We start from the raw sequence: 18,132 nt of genomic DNA, 5'->3' as shown, positions 1-18,132 counted from the left end.
CAAGTAAAAAAGTTTATGTGTCAGCTACAGAAATCGAAAAATATATTGCTTGGCTTTTTTAAAGATAAGAATTTGGAGTACATAGCAGATGCCGCTTAATGTTGGCTAAGCTATGTACTCCTTAGTATATTGTATTCACATACTTTTAGTAATTAACGAGGCCGCGTTAAACATAAATGTTATAGCTGAGCCCAGATGTTTATTTCCAATAAAATTAAATAACCGTATTAAAAATGAAAAAATCATAACCAATATTTTTGACGTAAGAAGGAAAATTTTTTTAGGTTATTACTGCTCCCTGCTTTACTTACAAAACTTTACTATTAGCATCATTTGAATTTTTACAAGATAACCCATCAACAACTCAATCTAGCCATTAACGATTTATGCTCCCCAAACCGGCTTTTGGTGACCAACCTATTGTTAAGTGATGCGATATTGATCACTTTGTTTCATTGACAAGCATATCCACATTAACCTACCCTTACTAATCTGACTATTATCTACTAAACCTTCCCAAACACATGGATGACTTCGCTGTATGCTAGGCCCCAACTCTTTATCTACCGCTCGCACCCCATTTAAAGAAGACTCACGTAATTTTGTCTTATTTTCATATGTCACCCAAGGTAAAGTTGGTCGAAGGGTGTTTATTGACATAAATCTATTCTCCGATTTTCTTTCCCTTGTCGATCCAAACTCTTTTGATGGAAAAACCATCATAAAACACATCAATCAACTGACAGCTCGCGCTGCGTTGTTCACCGGCAGCCAAAGTAATATAAACAATAAGTTTCTTCATAGGGATATAGTCAAGCATGTTCAGATTTATTATCACCTAATTTGTCAAGGCTCAACAGTAAAGAATGGCGCTGGTCAAATTGTAAGTACCGGTGATACCACTTCTGTCTACATCACCGGAATCCAGCCAAATTTTAGTCCTGATAATCAAAACGCCGCAGCTTTATATGGGATTAGTAAAAATCAAACCCCAACAAGACAAGATATCTGCATGTACGAACATGCTGCAATCAATGGCGGCTCTTTTAGTATGGATGCAGCAATTGGTGAGATGAAGAGCCATATACCCACTTCAGACTGGGGGGAAGCTCAAGATTTTTCTCTTTTCTATATCCCCTCCCAACTGAGAAATGAGATGGGTACATGGCAAACCCAACAAATGAAAGCATTTAACCCAGCCGCCGCCGCAAAAGAATTGGCCAGAGTCTTAATAGGTACTCAAAAAAAACGAGTAAGCAACCAATTACCAGATGTAGCATGGTCGATTGCAGGCGATGGGGCTAAGCTGCTTAAGTTGGCTCTCGGGTCATGCCCCGGCTTTTTAGACAAACATACCTTTAAATTCATTGACCCCAGCATTGATGTTTCAAACTTACTTATCAGCCTAGAGCAAAAAGGAGCCAAGTTTGATAAAGAACCAATTAAGATTACCGGTAAAAATACGGCTGCCAATGTAGCAATTGCAAAAAGCCTACAGAATGACAATCTTTCTAGAACATTAAAAAGCATTGACCGAAATCTTAGTGCCGGTACAAAGCAAATTCTAAATTCACATGGTAGAAACTCCGCTCAAATTAATCTATCTCAACAATTATTAAAAAATAAAGGATCGGGGACTACATTTATGGACATTGTAAATCAGGCACAAGGAGCAGCAGGATGGTAACTCCCCCCTCACTTATTAAACCCATATGGGATGAGTGTCCCCTAGCAACTTTTGATCTATCTGGGGTTGAATTAGTCTTCCCACTTCCCAAATCAGCATATCCAAGCTATGCAACTTGTAATAAGCCTAATATTGATATTCATGACCCAATGAATTATATAGGTAACCCTAAAAAAGGTAGATACATTCCACTAATCGAAGACATGTGGAATTATATTGCAGAAAGTTCTTCTCTTATTGCCGGCACTGCAAAAATCTCCATGCAATTAAATCAAATCCATGAAAATGCCAATGTTCATGGCCCCATTACAAAAGAAAGGTTTTTTAAGAAATGGGCACTTTATGAATCCTCACATGGTTACATAAAAGCAGATCAAGACAACATAGAAGCTGCAATTTTCTTGGGGAAAAGCCCTGAAGATGTTGTACTTAGTGTATATCCCAAATCTACTGATGAGTTAACCGTTGTTGATATAGACAATACACCAAAGTGCTTTATTAAAGCAGGCTCACCAACTATTCTAAGATTAGCTCACTATTGTTTCATACCCATAACCCCAAAACATGGGATAGAAGTTTTTCTCTCATTTGATGGATTTCCCATTGAAATAATGAAAACGGAAGAGCTATGCCAAGAGATATTAGATAGCTTTGCCAATGAAATTTTCAGCCAAATCCGTATAAAATACTCACCAGAAATGGAAGCTGAAATGAAAAATTTTTACGATGAATAAAACGCAACTTGCTTAAACCATAATTAGGCTGGGATAACCAGCCTACTCTTCTAACCTCATACTACTAACATGTTCCGTTGGTGAAAGACCGTACCTCTTTTTAAACTGCCTAGAATATTGACTAACAGCTGAGAATCCAACCTCCAATGCAACTTGCCCAATTTTACTTCCCTGTTCCAATAAGCGCTTACTCTCTTTTAGCCGAACATCTATGATAACCTCACTGGGTGTCTGACCTAAATTATCTTTAAATTTTCTTAATAACTGACGTTCACTTAAACATGCAACTTCGGCCAATTTTTGAACACTCAGGTTGGAATCAGTGTAGTGTTTATTAACAAACTCGATACATGCGTTCAAAATCTTTTGTGTTCGATCATCCACTACCGGAGATGCTATAGGCTCTTTTTTATCAAGTTGCCCTTGCGTATAAGATTGTATATTTTGGCGGTTATGGAGTTGAGATTGTATTATAGCCAGCAATTCTTCCAGTACATAAGGCTTAGCGAGGTAGCCATCTGCATTACAGTTAAATCCCACAATACGGGATTCCGCATCGGTTTTCGCCGTCAATAGTGTGACAGGAATATGGCTGGTGGCATCATTATGCTTAAGTGCTTTTAGTAATTCATAGCCGTTCATTTCTGGCATGTTGATATCACTTACCACGGCAGTTGGAATGGTTTCTTGTGCGATTATTAATGCTTCTTTACCGTTTTTCGCAAGCTGGACGATAAACCGATCCGACAATTGTTCAAACAACAGACGGCGTAATTCTTCATTATCTTCCACCACCAATAGTGTGGCCTTCTCACTCTGAAGAGTATTCTGCTCACCATTCGCTACATTCTTTTCAACATCTGTTTCAACACCTATTTCAATATCCGCCTCACTCTCAGCACTAACAGATTTATCTGTATCAGAGAGCTTATTATGATAGAGGCCCGACTGCGCTGCGGTACCAGTAATATGTGACATCGCACTGGAGACGTATTTACGGTTAATTTCTACGACTTGGACGTCTTTAATGTTCGTGGCTTTGGGTAATGACAAAACAAACTCCGCACCTTGTCCACTCTTACTGTTTACGGTGATAGAGCCACCCACATCGTCAATCACTTCTTTCACTAACGCCAAACCAAGCCCTGAACCAACAAAGGATGATTGTGCTTTTTCGGTTCGGTAAAATCGAGTAAAAACTTTTTCTTGCTCTGCCGCTTCGATTCCAATACCGGAATCTTTTACATGCACAGCAATATGGCGGGCGTTCTGTGAGTAAGCGCGAAACTGAATAGCGCCTTCCACCGGTGTATATTTAATGGCGTTCGACAATAAATTGGCAAATACTTTTTCGATGGCCTTCGGCCCACAGGTATGGAAAAGATCATCTTCAATTTCAAACTCAAATTGCTGATGCTTTAATGTCGCATACTCTTTCATATAGACACACAAATCTTGCAGCAATATAGAAAGAGAAATTGTTTCTCGATGCTGACCACCATAAATGCTGGTTGAACGCCCTACTTCAATGACATCATCCACCATCGCCGCCAACCGATCTGTGACTCTCAAGATAGATTCCGAACCGGTTTTTTGTTCCTTGGTCTTTGAATTATTGACAAGCTGTTGTGCACGGCCCGAAATAATCGCCAACGGCGTGCGAAACTCATGAGAGACATAGTCAAATTCTTGTGTTTTATTATCTAGCAATTCAACAACATTGTTTCTTTCTACTTGAAGTTCATCACTACGCCTTTGCAGTTCTTCGCTACGCTCTTGCAACTGTTGGGTACGGATATTTACCTGGCTTTCAAGCCATTGATTTCGCTCACGCAACATTTTTGTTCGATACTGATAAAACAAGAGAGGAAGTACCACTGCGAGTAAAGCATAAACCGTCTTTGCCCACCAAGTTAACCACCACGGCGGTAAAATAGTTACCTCAACTTTGGTTTCGTCACCCCACACACCATGATGATTCGCAGCTTTTACTAAAAAGGTATATTTACCTGGGTCTAGGTTAGTGTAAGTGGCTATGCGGTGTTTGGCGTCGGCTTCTCGCCACTGATCATCAAAGCCTCGCATTTGGTATAGGTACTGAGACTTTTCTGAAGCGGTATACTGTAAACCAGAAAATTCAAATGAGAAAAGATTTTGGTCATAGGTAAGTACAATACTTGAATTGGCTCTTAATGATTGTGACAGCAATTCAGGCGCTTTTTTATTAAACAGTGTAAAGTGCGTAATATTTGTTATTGGTGGATCAACAACAGATTGAATTAATTTAGGATTAAATTTATTGATGCCCTGCGGCCCGATAAAAACTAACTCATCGATTGCTGGAAAATACCCACCTCCCACATTAAATTCATTCGCTTGCAGGCCATCTTCAGAATGGTATACCTCCGAAACATTATGTTGACGTAAATCTAGCTTGGCCATTCCTTTGTTGGTCACTGCCCAGACATTACCTGTATCATCAACACCTAGCGAATAAACCGTGTTATCGGGCATACCAGAATTTTTATCATAGACGGTCAACACCCCATTAGCTGAAGAGTATTCTATAACTCCAAAACGATTCGTCGCCACCAACACCGTATCACTATTAACTATATGAATATCATAAACGGTATAATCATCGAAGGTGTTTTCTTTGTATTGTAATTTAAGTTCGACATATTCGTTATTCTTGACATCGTATTTAGCAAGTCCTTTTGACTTACCTCCTATCCATAAAATATCACGACCATATTCTAAGGATTGAATATTGGTCTCAATAACTTCATTACTGTCATTTTGTTGCCAATCAAATTTGGTCAGCTCATTACTATGAGAATCATACAAAACAACGCCATGCTCATAAGTTCCTAACCATAGCTGGCCACCCTCCCCTTGAGTAAGGACTTGCACATTTTCAATACCGTTATCGTTGACCACAGGTATATGAATGAATTTATTCACGCTGCGATCATATTGGTATAATCCTCCGGGCACTAATCCCGCCCATACGTTCCCAGCATCATCATGAAAAAGTCTGTTGATGTTGTTACTTTTTAAGCCCGATTGTTCGCTTTCTTCTTGTGAATAGCGCTCACAATCACCAGATTCAAGATTGATGCGGATCACACCATAACCATAAGAAGCTAACCATAGCTCTCGGTGACTCTGTTTTTCCGCTACTGTTACGCCATTTATAGTATTACTCTTTAAGCAATCAGAAGCCTCACTTATATTCTGATGCCACCCGAATTGCAGAGACGGTATAGAAAAGTAGTCCACCCCAGAATCAGTCGACCCTAGCCATAGTCGATCAGAAGAATCCAAAAACGAAGTAATAATGCGATTAGAAGATAAACCAAAACGTTGAGCTTCACTGGCAAAAAAAGACGAAAACGATTTCGTATTCTTAGAGAATTGATTTAGCCCTTCTATGGTCGTTATCCATAAATACCCATTTTGATCTAAAGACAAACTCTGCAAATACTGACTAGAGAGCCCGTCCTCTACGCCATACAGTTTGGCTTTTTCCAACCAATCGACTTCAGCAGAAAGGGCTTCAAGGGGTTGATGATTAATCGATTGATTTGGAATCAATAAAGATAAATCCCTTGAATATAATTCAACTAGCCCGGCCAACGTCGCAAGATAAAGCATGTCTCCGTCCGTCACGATATCCATAACATAAGATACATATTCATCATCGGGAGCGAGTTGTTGTAGCGGTAACTCATTCACTTCATCGTCAGAAATTACATAAAATCCAAAATCTGTACCGATTAATATGCTACCAGCCGCATCCTGTCCAATGGCATAAACTACCCCTTCAATTTTTGCATCATTCGATGCCCTTGAGCCGGGGAAGAAAGAGTCTATACGATTGTCTTGTAGGTGATATTGAAACACGCCATGGGTGGTGCCCACCCACAATGTGGTCGGAGAAGATTGATAAAGTCGAGTTACTACTAGAGTGTTTTTTTGATTATCAGAATCAAATAAATTTAGAGAGTGGTTGTAATACTGCAATAGTACACTAACATTGGTAAATTCATCTTTTTGATAAGAATATTGATAAAGCCCTGTATCGCTACCTACCCATAATTGACCATTAGAATCAACTAATAAATCATTAATATAGCCATCCTCTAAAGCAGAATTAGTGGCATCATATACCACTAACTCATACGCATCATACCGATTTAAACCATTACTTGTCCCTAGCCAAATAAAACCATTACCATCTTCCGCAATAGTATTGACCGAATTATTAGATAATCCATGATTTTCGTCATGATTTATCACTCTTATCTGTGGTTGAAGCGCCATAACGCCTGGCAACCACAGCAAGAACAATAAAATAAACAGTACGTTCAGTATTGGCTTCATTATTTAAATAACTTATTCACTCAATATCGATTGATAAAGACTTTATTTTTGCCTTAAATTTACCCCTCTCACCCCATCATCAAATCGATCACACCGTAAATACTTTTGCCCGCTTTTTGTATAATCATATTCAAGAAAACTTGAAGCATCGTAGACATCACATATATTCACGCCATTAATATCTACTCCACCTTCGCCCCCAATCGGCGCGCAAAAGTCTGGGTAACGTGCAAGTCCACTAATAAATTCTGATCCAGCTGGACATTCAAGTGAAATAACAGGATTACTAAAGTCATCTGTACAAAACAGTGTTTTTCTCTCTTCAATGATAGCGTATCCAGAAAACTTTCCACGACCACTCATTGCACAAACATCTGATTCATTTAAATCAGTACCAGACGCAGGACGATAAACGGAAGATAATGCACAATGGCTCGGAACCGAATAACCCGAAATATATTGAGTATACTTAGGACAACCATTATTTTCGACACAATACTCATGCTCGGAGTTCTCTGAACAATTAATTGGTAGAACATCTTCAGGATCACTTATACATCGCAGCTCTGCTTGACTACCATCACCAATAGTATAAATGATCGGTGTACCCATCGGACAAGGAGCATAACCTCCTGCTGAACTATCCTCGATTAAACTTAATTTACAAATTTCCCCGTAGATATGACTGCTACGGCCCCAAACGCTGTCACATTGAAATTCTTGCTCATAAGCCACAAGAGTAGGTTCATTTGGTATTGGCTCTTTTTTACAGTTTAAGTACTTACCATCATTCAAGTAAATATATGATCGAAAACCACCTAAGCCCTCATCTTCACAAACATCTATTCCACTCAAATCTTTACCGTTTTGACCATTCACTAATGCACAATAATCACGGGTACCCACTCCTCGAATTAACTCTGTTGCCGGTGGGCAACCTTGATTAAATTCATTATCTTCAGGTGAAGCAAAGCTGTCATCTAAAGGCAGTTCCTTTTGGCTATCTTCATAACAAGAAAATACACCTACATCTGAGTTATCCGTTTTTGTCCCTCGATAATACAATGGAAATTCACCATGACATGAATAAATAGTATCTCCATCCTCAACTTCAATTGAGCTTTTAATTAAACCAGTACCATACCAATAATAAGGAACGGACCCTTTATCTAAAAAAAATTCTCGGACTTTCAAGGCTTGAGCATTTGCCAGTATCGTAATCAGTGTTAATGCCAATAACACAATACAGCTAACCATTTTTTTTATCATTTTTCACCCTTTAGATTTCTAGTTTGTTAATTAAGCAATCAACTTATCACAACGCACTTTATCAAAAACACCTACTGCCTATGAGAAACCCCAGCCTGCCAATACAAAACCTCCAAGTGGCTAAATTAATCACTCTGTATAAAACCCAACTCTACATAGGACTTTTACCGAGCTCATTATGCTGAAAACCAACACCCATAGACAACCTAGTTTCGTAATTAAATTGAGTACCCAAATGCGCTCTGACCATAGAAAATGTCATGAATTACACAAATGTCATTTATGAGTCATCACCAACCTTTAGAGCACTAAAACAGAAAACTCAAAATATATGGATGAGATGTTGTGGATAATATTGTGCAAAATACGCTTCATTCCGCATCTCTGAGCAAAAAAAAACCAGGCAAAATGCCTGGTTTTTTACTTCGCCGTTGTTGCAAGAATAAGTTAGTTACTCAACTCCAGCAACAATTTATTCAAACGCTGAACATAAGTAGCAGGGTCCGTAAGGGAGCCACCTTCTGCCAAGTTCGCTTGGTCGAATAAAATTGTAATCAAGTCAGCAAAACGATCTTCGTCTGGTTCTTGGTCCAGTTTTTTCACCAATGGGTGCTCTGGGTTTAATTCCAAGATAGGCTTAGACTCAGGCACTTTCTGGCCCGCTTGCTCCAACATACGACGCATTTGCGCACCCATATCATGGTCACCTACCACCAAACAAGCTGGGGAATCAGTCAAACGATGGGTGATGCGGACTTCTTCGACGCTGTCTTTTAAGCATTCTTTTGAACGCTCTAAAAGACTGGCCATTTCTTTTTCGCTTTCTTCTTGTGCTTTTTTCTCTTCTTCGGTATCCATATCACCAAGGTCTAAAGAACCTTTAGCAACGTCTTGGAATTTCTTACCGTCGAATTCCATTAAGTGGCCCATTAGCCACTCATCGACACGATCAGAAAGAATCAATACTTCGATGCCTTTCTTACGGAAGACTTCCAAGTGTGGGCTACTTTTCGCCGTATTGAAGTTTTCTGCCGCAACGTAGTAGATGGTGTCTTGACCTTCTTTCATACGTTCAATGTAAGACTCTAAAGACTGGTCTTGTTTCGCTTCGTTCGTGTGAGTTGAAGCAAAGCGCAGCAACTTCGCGATCTTTTCGCGGTTAGCGTAGTCTTCAGCTGGGCCTTCTTTTAATACTTGGCCAAACTCATTCCAGAACTCTTGGTAAGTCTCGGCATCATTTTTCGCCAATTTTTCCAACATATCCAATACACGCTTGGTTAATGCCGCACGCATAGAATCGATGTTAGGGTCTTTCTGTAAAATTTCACGAGAAACGTTAAGAGACAAGTCGTTGCTGTCGACCACACCTTTAATGAAGCGCAGATAAAGCGGTAAGAACTGCTCTGCGTCGTCCATAATAAAGGTGCGCTGTACATACAGTTTTACACCACGGTTGCCGTCACGATTGTACAAATCAAATGGCGCTTTGGATGGTAAGAACAATAAACTGGTGTAATCCAATTTACCTTCTACACGGTTATGGCTCCACTTCATTGGGTCGGAGTAATCGTGAGAAATGTGCTTGTAGAATTCTTTGTATTCTTCTTCTGAAACGTCACTGCGCGAGCGCGTCCACAACGCAGTTGCAGTATTGACCACTTCATCTTCTGGCTCAGCAGGCTCTTGTGGTTCTTCACCTTCAGGCGCAGGCATTGGGTCTTTTTGCATAACCACAGGAATAGAAATGTGATCAGAATATTTTTTGATCACCGAACGTAAGCGCCAGCCATCGGCAAAATCTGCTGAGTCGTCTTTTAGGTGAAGGACGATTTCGGTACCACGAGATTCTTTTTCTACGGTTTCAACAACGTATTCGGCTTCGCCATCACAGCTCCAGTGCACACCTTCAGAAGCGGCAGCACCCGCACGACGAGTAAAGACTTCAACCTGTTTGGCAACAATAAACGCTGAGTAAAAGCCCACACCAAACTGACCGATTAAATGTGAATCTTTTTGCTCATCACCGCTTAAGTTTTCTAAAAACTGTGCTGTACCACTCTTGGCGATGGTGCCTAAGTGCTCGATCACTTCATCGCGAGACATGCCGATACCATTATCACTAATGGTGACGGTTTTGGCGTCTTTATCAAAACTGACACGGATTTTTAATTCACTGTCGTTTTCAAACAACGCATCATTTTTAAGCGCCTCGAAACGTAATTTATCCGCTGCATCGGACGCATTGGAAACCAACTCGCGTAGGAAAATCTCCTTGTTGGAATACAGGGAGTGGATCATTAAATGCAGTAGCTGTTTCGCTTCGGTTTGGAAACCCCGAGTTTCCTTTTGTGCAGCCGTCATCGACAAGAACTCCTCAAATCAATGGTTATTATATGTACGATAAAAATGTGTACGTTGAACGTGAATAACATCCACGTTCATGTGTTCAATACCAATAAACAGTACTGCCTTCACTCGCATAAAGGACGACAGAGACTGTGTGATGAAAGGTAGATGGGGATTGGCTCACACATTTCAAGTGAGCTCATAGTGCCAAAGAGTTGTGCAAGAAAGGCTATAAGGAGAGGAAAAAACCCTTAGAGAGGCTTGAATAGAAAGTGGACACGAGCACTGGCGATAACTTGATCTGGGTGGTCTTGCCAGGCCCGAATGCTCAAGTTGGCCAAGCGACGCCCCCTTCGCAAAATTTCACAATCGGCAAACGTGGTCTGAACACGCCCCGCCCTTAAGTAGTCAATGGAGAAGTCGACAACGCGGGGGATATGGGGAACAGGCTCTGACAGTAATAAATACAGCGCCGCTGAGACCTCCATAAAACCAGCAATGGCCCCACCATGTAGGGCAGGAAGCGTTGGGTTACCGACATTGGATGCCTGTGGCGGTAAATAAAAGCGACATTGGTTATTCATGGTGGTAGCGCGCACACCCAACGTTTGTGCATAAGGAATGGCACGGGTTAATGACTCTGGGTCATTATTGCGGCGAGCCCGGTTAATATAGACATGAAAATCCCTCATAAAATTAGCGCTCCCCCTTGTCACTGAGTGGGCCTTGACGAATTCTCTCTAAATCGTCTTGGTAAGACGCCTCTGGCAATGCATCCAAGTACTCTCGAATCTCTTTACTCATCGCCTTAAAATCTTCCCCTTCAAGGCGAACAAAATTCGCTACACAAGACGCTAAGGGCCGCTCAGGATATTGATAGGCAATACCCCGAGTGAAAATAATACTTTGACTTAACCGATAGACGTAACTTTTGGCGTAGATATCAGCGGTCGGCTCACCACGCCCTAAATAATCAATTCTTAGGTCGATAGTCGGCGCCATGCCGATGTCTGACAACACCGTGGCAGCGGCAAAGCCACAGCAGGTGTCGAGTAAGGCGGTAATGGAGCCACCGTGCAAGACCCCCGTGGTAGGATTACCGACGAGGTCTTCTTGATAAGGCATTTTTATTTCAGCACGCCCCCGACCGACAGAGGTAAAACGCATGGACAATCGGCGAAAATGGTCATCGGTTTCTGCCAAATTCACCATGGCACACATCTTTTGAGCAACCTCAAGTTCTACCAGCGGCGATATTGTGGAATAGTCAATGGGCTGCTCAAGAAAGTTCATGCAAGTCTTTTCCATAGGGTCTATGGTGGTACGTGAGTGCTTAACAGTGGCTATTTAACGACGCTTTATTCAAAGCGCCATTGGGTTCCTTCCTTAGAATCTTCCAAAATCACGCTCTTGGATTTGAGGTAATCTCGAATTTCATCACTACGAGCAAAATTTTTCGCCGCTCGGGCATCCAAACGCTCTTGAATCAGTCCTTCAATCTCTTCCGCGCTTAATTCTGAATCACCACTCTTTTGAAACCACTCAGCCGATGTCGATTGCAGCAAACCTAACAAGTCACCCGCAGCCAACAATTGAGCCTTAAGCAACGGTTTTTGGTCGTCATTGGCTTTATTTAATGCCTTACCCATTTGGTGTAATTCTGAAATGGCGATGGGTGTATTTAAGTCATCCAACAACGCTTGATAAAAAGGCGTTGATTTTATATTGGCATCAATAGCAGAGGTATCAATACCCTCTACTTCACGAAGCGCACCATACAAACCATCCAGTGCCGTCTTTGCTTGATCCAATAACGATGTGGTGAAATCCAATTCAGATCGATACTGAGCACTGAGCAGCGCAAATCGCAATACTTCGCCACGATAGCTTTCCAATAAATCACGCACGGTACGGAAATTACCCAAAGATTTGGACATTTTCTCACCGTCGATATTTAAATACCCGTTGTGCATCCAATAACGAACATACTCTTCCCCATCGTGAGCACAGCAGCTTTGCGCCTCTTCATTTTCGTGATGAGGGAAAATTAAATCCCGACCGCCGCCGTGGATATCAATGGTTTTACCCAGCTTGGCTTTAATCATGGCCGAACATTCTAGATGCCACCCTGGACGACCATAACCCCATGGGCTTTCCCAGCCTGGCTCATCACTGGCAGAAGGCTTCCAGAGGACAAAGTCACCCGCGTACTTTTTGTAGGGAGCCACTTCTACTCGCGCACCATCCAGCATATCTTCCAAGGAACGATTGGATAAACTGCCATACTTTTCCATTGACTGTACTGCAAACAAAACATGGCCTTGCGCCTCATAGGCATGACCTTTTTCCACCAACGTCGAGACTAATTCAATCATGTCACCGATATGATCTGTCGCATAAGGCGTAATGGTTGGCTCCAAATTATTCAGTGCTGCCATATCCTCTTTGTAGGCATTGGCAAAACGTTCAGCCAAATCACGAATGGGCTCATTGTTTTCCTTGGCCGCCTTCATGATTTTGTCGTCAATATCCGTAATATTGCGAGCGTAAGTCACCTTTGGGTATTCAGCTTGCAATACACGAAAGAGCGTATCAAACACCACCACCGGACGCGCATTGCCAATGTGGACAAAGTTGTACACCGTCGGGCCACAAACGTACATTTTAATGTTATTCGAATCCAGTGGCTGAAAAACTTGTTTTGTGCGCGCTTTGGTGTTGTACAAATGTAACGTCATAATTCTCTGTTTTTTCCTAGTATATGGCTTCCTGGTGGATGGTTTCTTAATCTACGTTGCCTGCTGTGTGTTTATACTTACCCGTACAACCTTACCCGTACAACAAGACTTACACTTTATTGGCCCACGTATCTTTCAAACCAATGGCCCGGTTAAACACGGGTAATGTTTCCGTGCTGTAACGACGATCTAACGTGAAATACCCTTCACGCTCAAACTGATAGCTCTGCTCCAATTGCGCATCGCGCAGGCTCAGCTCTGCCTTGGCGCCATCAACAATGGTCAGTGAGTCAGGGTTGATAAAGTCCAGAAAATTCTTTTCGCCGGCATCCGGTGCATCGTCATTAAATAAACGATCATACAAACGGACTTGGCAATTCACATGTTGAGTCGCCGAAACCCAATGAATAACACCACGGGGTTTCATGCCTTCCGGCGGGTTTGCACCCACGGTATTGGGCACCAAAGTACAATGAACCTCTGTAATTTCACCCGCTTCGTCTTTTTCTACCCGCTCAGCTTTAATCACATGCGCCCCGCGCAAACGAACATAGTCACCGGAAACGAGACGCTTAAACTTTTTACGGGAAAGAGAAGTATCTTCCGTAAAGTCACCTCGCTCAATATACACTTCTTTAGTGAAAGGCAACTTACGTTCACCCAACTCAGGGCGATTAGGGTGTCCAGGCTGAGTAACCCACAAGGTCGGCTCGCCACCGGAAGATTCAACCCCATCTCCGGCTTCATCAAAATTTGTAATGACCAACTTTAAAGGTTGTAACACACACATAGCGCGGGGGGCGTTGTCGTTTAAATCATCTCGAACGGCGTATTCCAACATACCCACATCCACTTGGCTGTCCGATTTAGTGACCCCGATAATGTCGCAAAAATTACGCAAAGCGCGCGGAGTGTAACCGCGTCGGCGCATACCAGAAATGGTCGGCATTCTTGGGTCATCCCACCCATCGACATGACCTTCGTCCACTAATTGCTTCAACTTGCGCTTCGAAGTAACAGTGTAATTCAATTGCAAGCGGGCAAATTCGTATTGCGTTGGCTGACTCGGCACCGGTAAATTTTCGATAAACCACTCATATAAAGGGCGATGATCCGCAAACTCTAGTGTGCAAATCGAGTGGGTAATCCCTTCAATGGCATCTTCTTGCCCATGGGCAAAATCGTAAGTGGGGTAAATACACCACTGATCACCTGTTTGATGGTGACTTTGCTTACGAATGCGATACAAAATTGGGTCGCGTAAATTGATATTGGGTGCTGCCATATCAATTTTTGCACGCAATACACAGGCGCCTTCGTCGTACTCACCGGCACGCATTTTTTCAAATTCGGCCAAATTTTCTTCTTTGGAACGATCACGGTAAGGACTGTTTTTACCCGGTTCTTTCAAGGTGCCACGATATTGGCGTGCTTCATCCGGCGACAAATGGCAAACGTAAGCCTTATTGTCATGAATTAAATGTAATGCCCACTCGTAAAATTGATCAAAGTACTTTGATGCAAACTTAACCTCTGCATTGCTCTCTTGACCCCATTGGAACCCCAACCATTTGACATCTTCGATGATCGAATCTATGTATTCCTGATCTTCTTTTGCCGGGTTGGTGTCATCAAAACGTAAATTACACACACCACCAAACCGCTCTGCCAAGCCAAAATTTAAACAGATGGATTTTGCATGGCCAATGTGTAAATAACCATTCGGCTCAGGAGGAAAACGAGTCACAATTTGACTGTGCTTCCCCTCTTGCAAATCCTTGGTGATAATTTGCTCAAGAAAGTTCAGCGGTCGATCCTGACCGGATGCTTTGTTCGGTTTTTCGTTATTGGAGGGAATATTTGTGGTCATCGAGGCTTTTGAGAACCTTTTTCAATAAAACAATAAAAGGGTTATACGTCTGATCGTTTTGTTGACTGCCAATCCTAATACGCTAACGTTATCGTCAACGGTCTTAATCGTCACTGAGCTTAGCAAAAACAACTTTCAAAGTTTATTTTTTATTCATTCATGGCAGAATTTATGCAAGTTCACCATAATTGGCACGTCACTTCTGCGTGTTCAACGCTGCACATTCAACAACAGGATCGACGGCGCGGTTTCGGATTTCAACTAAAGCGCGTATTATAGCCGCGCAAAGAGCGGGTAAGCACCCATCTTTATTCACTTTTTTAACAACCGCTTGCACAGAGGCCAAATAATCGCCTGCAGGCAGCTGAATGGAGCACTTCATGATTACCTTACAAACCACATTTGGCGACATCAAATTGGAATTAGATTTTGAAAAAGCCCCGAAAACGGCTGCCAATTTCAAACAATACGCTGAAGACGGTTTTTACAACGGCACCATTTTCCACCGCGTTATCGATGGTTTCATGATCCAGGGTGGCGGCATGACCGAAGACATGAAAGAAAAAGATTCTCGTGACCCCATCGAGAACGAAGCCGATAACGGTTTGGCCAATAACACTGGCACTATTGCCATGGCCCGCACTATGGACCCACACAGTGCAAGCGCTCAGTTTTTCATCAATGTTAAAGACAATGATTTTCTGAACCACACCGGTAAAAACACGCAAGGCTGGGGTTATTGTGTTTTCGGCAAAGTGGTTGAAGGCATGGACGTAGTCAACAAAATTAAAGGCGTCCCCACAGGCAATAGCGGTTTCCACCAAGATGTACCGAAAGAGCCTGTGCTTATCAATAACGTTATCGTTGAAGGTTAAAGTAGGCAAAGCAAACGCTTACTTTCCTTTTATCAACCTTCACCAATAAAAAATAAAGCCGAAAAACATGGCAATACTGTTTATTTCTGATCTCCATTTGGATAAAAATCGCCCGCACGTTACGCGGGCTTTTTTTCGTTTTCTCACCAATGAAGCCAGCAATGCGGATGCATTGTACATTCTCGGCGATTTCTTTGAGATGTGGATTGGTGATGATGACGACGACGAATTTGTCGCGCAGGTGATTGATGCCTTAAAGCGTTTCACTCAAAGCGGTATCCCCACCTATTTTATGCGAGGTAATCGCGATTTTTTAATCGGCGATGAATTTGCCGAAAAATCAGGTGTTCATTTGCTGCCTGACCCAACCGTAGTCACACTGTATGATGAGCCCGTGTTATTAATGCATGGCGACAGCTTGTGTACAAAAGACGAGCAATACATGGCTTTTCGACAACAAGCACGGAGCCACGCCTGGCAAGCGGAAGTCCTGTCCAAGCCACTAGAAGAACGCCGTGCCATTGCCGCTCATCTTCGTCAACAAAGCAAAGTCATGAGCAGCCGCAAATCAGAAGACATCATGGACGTCACTCCAGAAGAAGTCATTAAGCACATGGCTCATGAAAATACACTCAAATTTATTCATGGCCACACACATCGCCCGGCACGACATGATATTACTGTTGAAGGTAAAAATGCCGAGCGTATTGTTTTGGGAGATTGGGAAGATAACGCTTGGTATTTAAAAGTCGAGCCCGATGAATGGTCACTGATTGAATATTCTATTCGATAACTGGATAATCTCATTCATGAAAAATTCCATCAGTTATCGATTTTCCACCGCTCCGGATGCCTCTCGATTTTTAGCGGAAATAAAATCGGGAACGGTGCCCGGCTGCCAAGCCAAGCGCGGTAAAGACGATCATTCTATTGTGGTTCAATATACACTGAAAACAAATTCCGACTTTGATTCCACCGCTCAAACTCTGGATGATCTTGCGGAAAAAGAAGGTGGGGCTGAGGATTTTTCCTGAGGCCTCACATACAACATTCTCCGCTCATCCTCCATCTACCCTATTGAATCAATCACGTAACAAAAAATTTACGTTTTAGTAAACCACCTCTTTTGAGGCAATGTATTGCCCGCCCGGCGTGTGATCATCCTGCACTTTAATCATAATGGTATAGCGCTGCCCCAGACGCGCAGGAAAATCATAAACATAAAACCCGCCCTGTTTTTGCGCTGGATAACACTGATCATTTAAGCAAAGGTAATGAAAGCCTGCCGTCCAACCATAATCGGCATGAAAGACCCGAAGGGTATTACGATTAATCGCTTCAATTCCAAAATCACCATGAGAATGAACCACCCTGCGATGACGATGTGAATGATCATGGCCAGAGCGCTCTAATGCTTCACCCACCGCATCCGCCGCCGGGTAACGTCGACGAATTTCATCGATCACCACATCTCTAATAATGTCTTCTGTGTCTTGATGAGGATATTGGTCATCGTGGTGTTGTGGGGAATGTTGAGGGTGCGCGTTTAAAATCGTAGAATTTATCAAAGCACCAAGAAAAAAACTGGACATAACAATTGCTTTCTTAATCACCACCACCCTCACTTAAGTTTCTCATTTTTTAAGTGAGATCATCCCTCATTTAGCGCGCTTTTCCTGTGCTTGAACTCTGATTTAAAATGTGACGACATCACAAAAATCTACAATAATTTATTCCTTAGCACGAAAAATACTACATACTTTGTTTTTTAGAAAATAACGAAGACATCACCTAATTTTTCATTACTTCTATCAGCTCCGCTTTTTTTGACATCAACCAGATGACGCCATCATCAATATTCCTCTAAAACATTTACAGAAAATAAAGTAGCGACTATCTTAAGGGCACCTCTAAAAATAGCCCAACTTTGATATAATCTCACTGTTCAAAAAATTCAAGAGTTTCCTTCTATGTCTCAGCCCGGCTTTTTTGATTTAGATGACAGGTATCGCAAGTTAGATGAAAAAGATCCATTAGTTCATCTCAACAAACTGATATTTTGGGAAGCCTTTCGTCCGACCTTAAAGGAAATACGAAAGTCAAACCGAAAAAGCAATGCGGGTCGTAAAGCCTATGACGAGCTACTGATGTTCAAAGTACTCGTACTTCAGCACTTATACAATGTATCCGATGATCAGATAGAGTACCAAATACGGGACCGCTATTC

General features: G+C 42.0%; 14 protein-coding genes. 6 read left to right on the top strand and 8 right to left on the bottom strand.

Going from position 1 to position 18,132, the window contains the following annotated elements:
- Window positions 1-541 precede the first annotated feature (541 nt).
- On the top strand, window positions 542-1,687 hold the full coding sequence (locus LU351_RS19475; RefSeq protein ID WP_232595766.1) for a hypothetical protein: 1,146 nt from the start codon (window positions 542-544) through the stop codon (window positions 1,685-1,687).
- A complete protein-coding gene (locus tag LU351_RS19470) occupies window positions 1,681-2,421 on the top strand; it encodes a hypothetical protein (protein ID WP_232595765.1) in 741 nt (246 codons plus the stop codon). The genes LU351_RS19475 and LU351_RS19470 overlap by 7 nt, the downstream gene beginning before the upstream one ends.
- Before the next feature lie 42 nt (window positions 2,422-2,463).
- Here the strand turns inward: LU351_RS19470 and LU351_RS19465 are convergent, their stop codons facing one another.
- From LU351_RS19465 to LU351_RS19435, 7 genes are all read right to left on the bottom strand, one after another.
- Complete coding sequence (locus LU351_RS19465) at window positions 2,464-6,807, bottom strand: hybrid sensor histidine kinase/response regulator transcription factor (RefSeq protein WP_232595764.1); 4,344 nt, start codon at window positions 6,805-6,807, stop codon at window positions 2,464-2,466.
- A gap of 42 nt (window positions 6,808-6,849) precedes the next feature.
- Window positions 6,850-8,076, bottom strand: a complete 1,227-nt coding sequence (locus tag LU351_RS19460) for a hypothetical protein (protein WP_232595763.1) — start codon at window positions 8,074-8,076, stop codon at window positions 6,850-6,852.
- Between the two features lie 447 nt (window positions 8,077-8,523).
- Window positions 8,524-10,437: a molecular chaperone HtpG gene (htpG, locus tag LU351_RS19455; RefSeq protein ID WP_232595762.1), complete on the bottom strand. Its 1,914-nt coding sequence runs from the start codon at window positions 10,435-10,437 to the stop codon at window positions 8,524-8,526.
- A gap of 236 nt (window positions 10,438-10,673) precedes the next feature.
- Complete coding sequence (locus LU351_RS19450) at window positions 10,674-11,114, bottom strand: PaaI family thioesterase (protein WP_232595761.1); 441 nt, start codon at window positions 11,112-11,114, stop codon at window positions 10,674-10,676.
- A 4-nt stretch (window positions 11,115-11,118) separates the two neighbouring features.
- Complete coding sequence (locus LU351_RS19445; RefSeq protein ID WP_232595760.1) at window positions 11,119-11,715, bottom strand: PaaI family thioesterase; 597 nt, start codon at window positions 11,713-11,715, stop codon at window positions 11,119-11,121.
- A 65-nt stretch (window positions 11,716-11,780) separates the two neighbouring features.
- Window positions 11,781-13,160 carry a cysteine--tRNA ligase gene (cysS, locus tag LU351_RS19440; RefSeq protein WP_232595759.1) on the bottom strand — a complete coding sequence of 460 codons (1,380 nt, stop codon included), beginning with the start codon at window positions 13,158-13,160 and terminating at the stop codon, window positions 11,781-11,783.
- A 109-nt stretch (window positions 13,161-13,269) separates the two neighbouring features.
- Window positions 13,270-15,030 carry a glutamine--tRNA ligase/YqeY domain fusion protein gene (locus LU351_RS19435; RefSeq protein WP_232595758.1) on the bottom strand — a complete coding sequence of 587 codons (1,761 nt, stop codon included), beginning with the start codon at window positions 15,028-15,030 and terminating at the stop codon, window positions 13,270-13,272.
- A gap of 380 nt (window positions 15,031-15,410) precedes the next feature.
- Between LU351_RS19435 and LU351_RS19430 the strand changes: the two genes are divergently transcribed.
- The 3 genes from LU351_RS19430 to LU351_RS19420 all read left to right on the top strand — a co-directional run bounded on the left by LU351_RS19430 (window position 15,411) and on the right by LU351_RS19420 (window position 16,939).
- Window positions 15,411-15,905, top strand: coding sequence for a peptidylprolyl isomerase (locus tag LU351_RS19430; RefSeq protein ID WP_232595757.1), 495 nt, complete (start codon window positions 15,411-15,413; stop codon window positions 15,903-15,905).
- A 67-nt stretch (window positions 15,906-15,972) separates the two neighbouring features.
- Window positions 15,973-16,698 carry a UDP-2,3-diacylglucosamine diphosphatase gene (locus LU351_RS19425; protein ID WP_232595756.1) on the top strand — a complete coding sequence of 242 codons (726 nt, stop codon included), beginning with the start codon at window positions 15,973-15,975 and terminating at the stop codon, window positions 16,696-16,698.
- Between the two features lie 16 nt (window positions 16,699-16,714).
- Entirely contained in the window at window positions 16,715-16,939 is a 225-nt protein-coding gene (locus tag LU351_RS19420; RefSeq protein WP_232595755.1) for a hypothetical protein, read from the top strand.
- Between the two features lie 75 nt (window positions 16,940-17,014).
- On the opposite strand, the gene LU351_RS19415 is transcribed toward LU351_RS19420, so the two are convergent.
- A complete protein-coding gene (locus LU351_RS19415; protein WP_232595754.1) occupies window positions 17,015-17,497 on the bottom strand; it encodes a family 31 carbohydrate-binding protein in 483 nt (160 codons plus the stop codon).
- Between the two features lie 378 nt (window positions 17,498-17,875).
- Between LU351_RS19415 and LU351_RS19410 the strand changes: the two genes are divergently transcribed.
- On the top strand, window positions 17,876-18,132 hold a 257-nt coding region (locus tag LU351_RS19410), incomplete at its 3' end, for a transposase (RefSeq protein WP_232593637.1).

The organism is Marinibactrum halimedae (assembly GCF_021234875.1).
In the GTDB taxonomy this organism is placed as follows: Bacteria; Pseudomonadota; Gammaproteobacteria; order Pseudomonadales; family Cellvibrionaceae; genus Marinibactrum; species Marinibactrum halimedae.
This window is presented reverse-complemented; position numbering and strand designations above follow the sequence as displayed.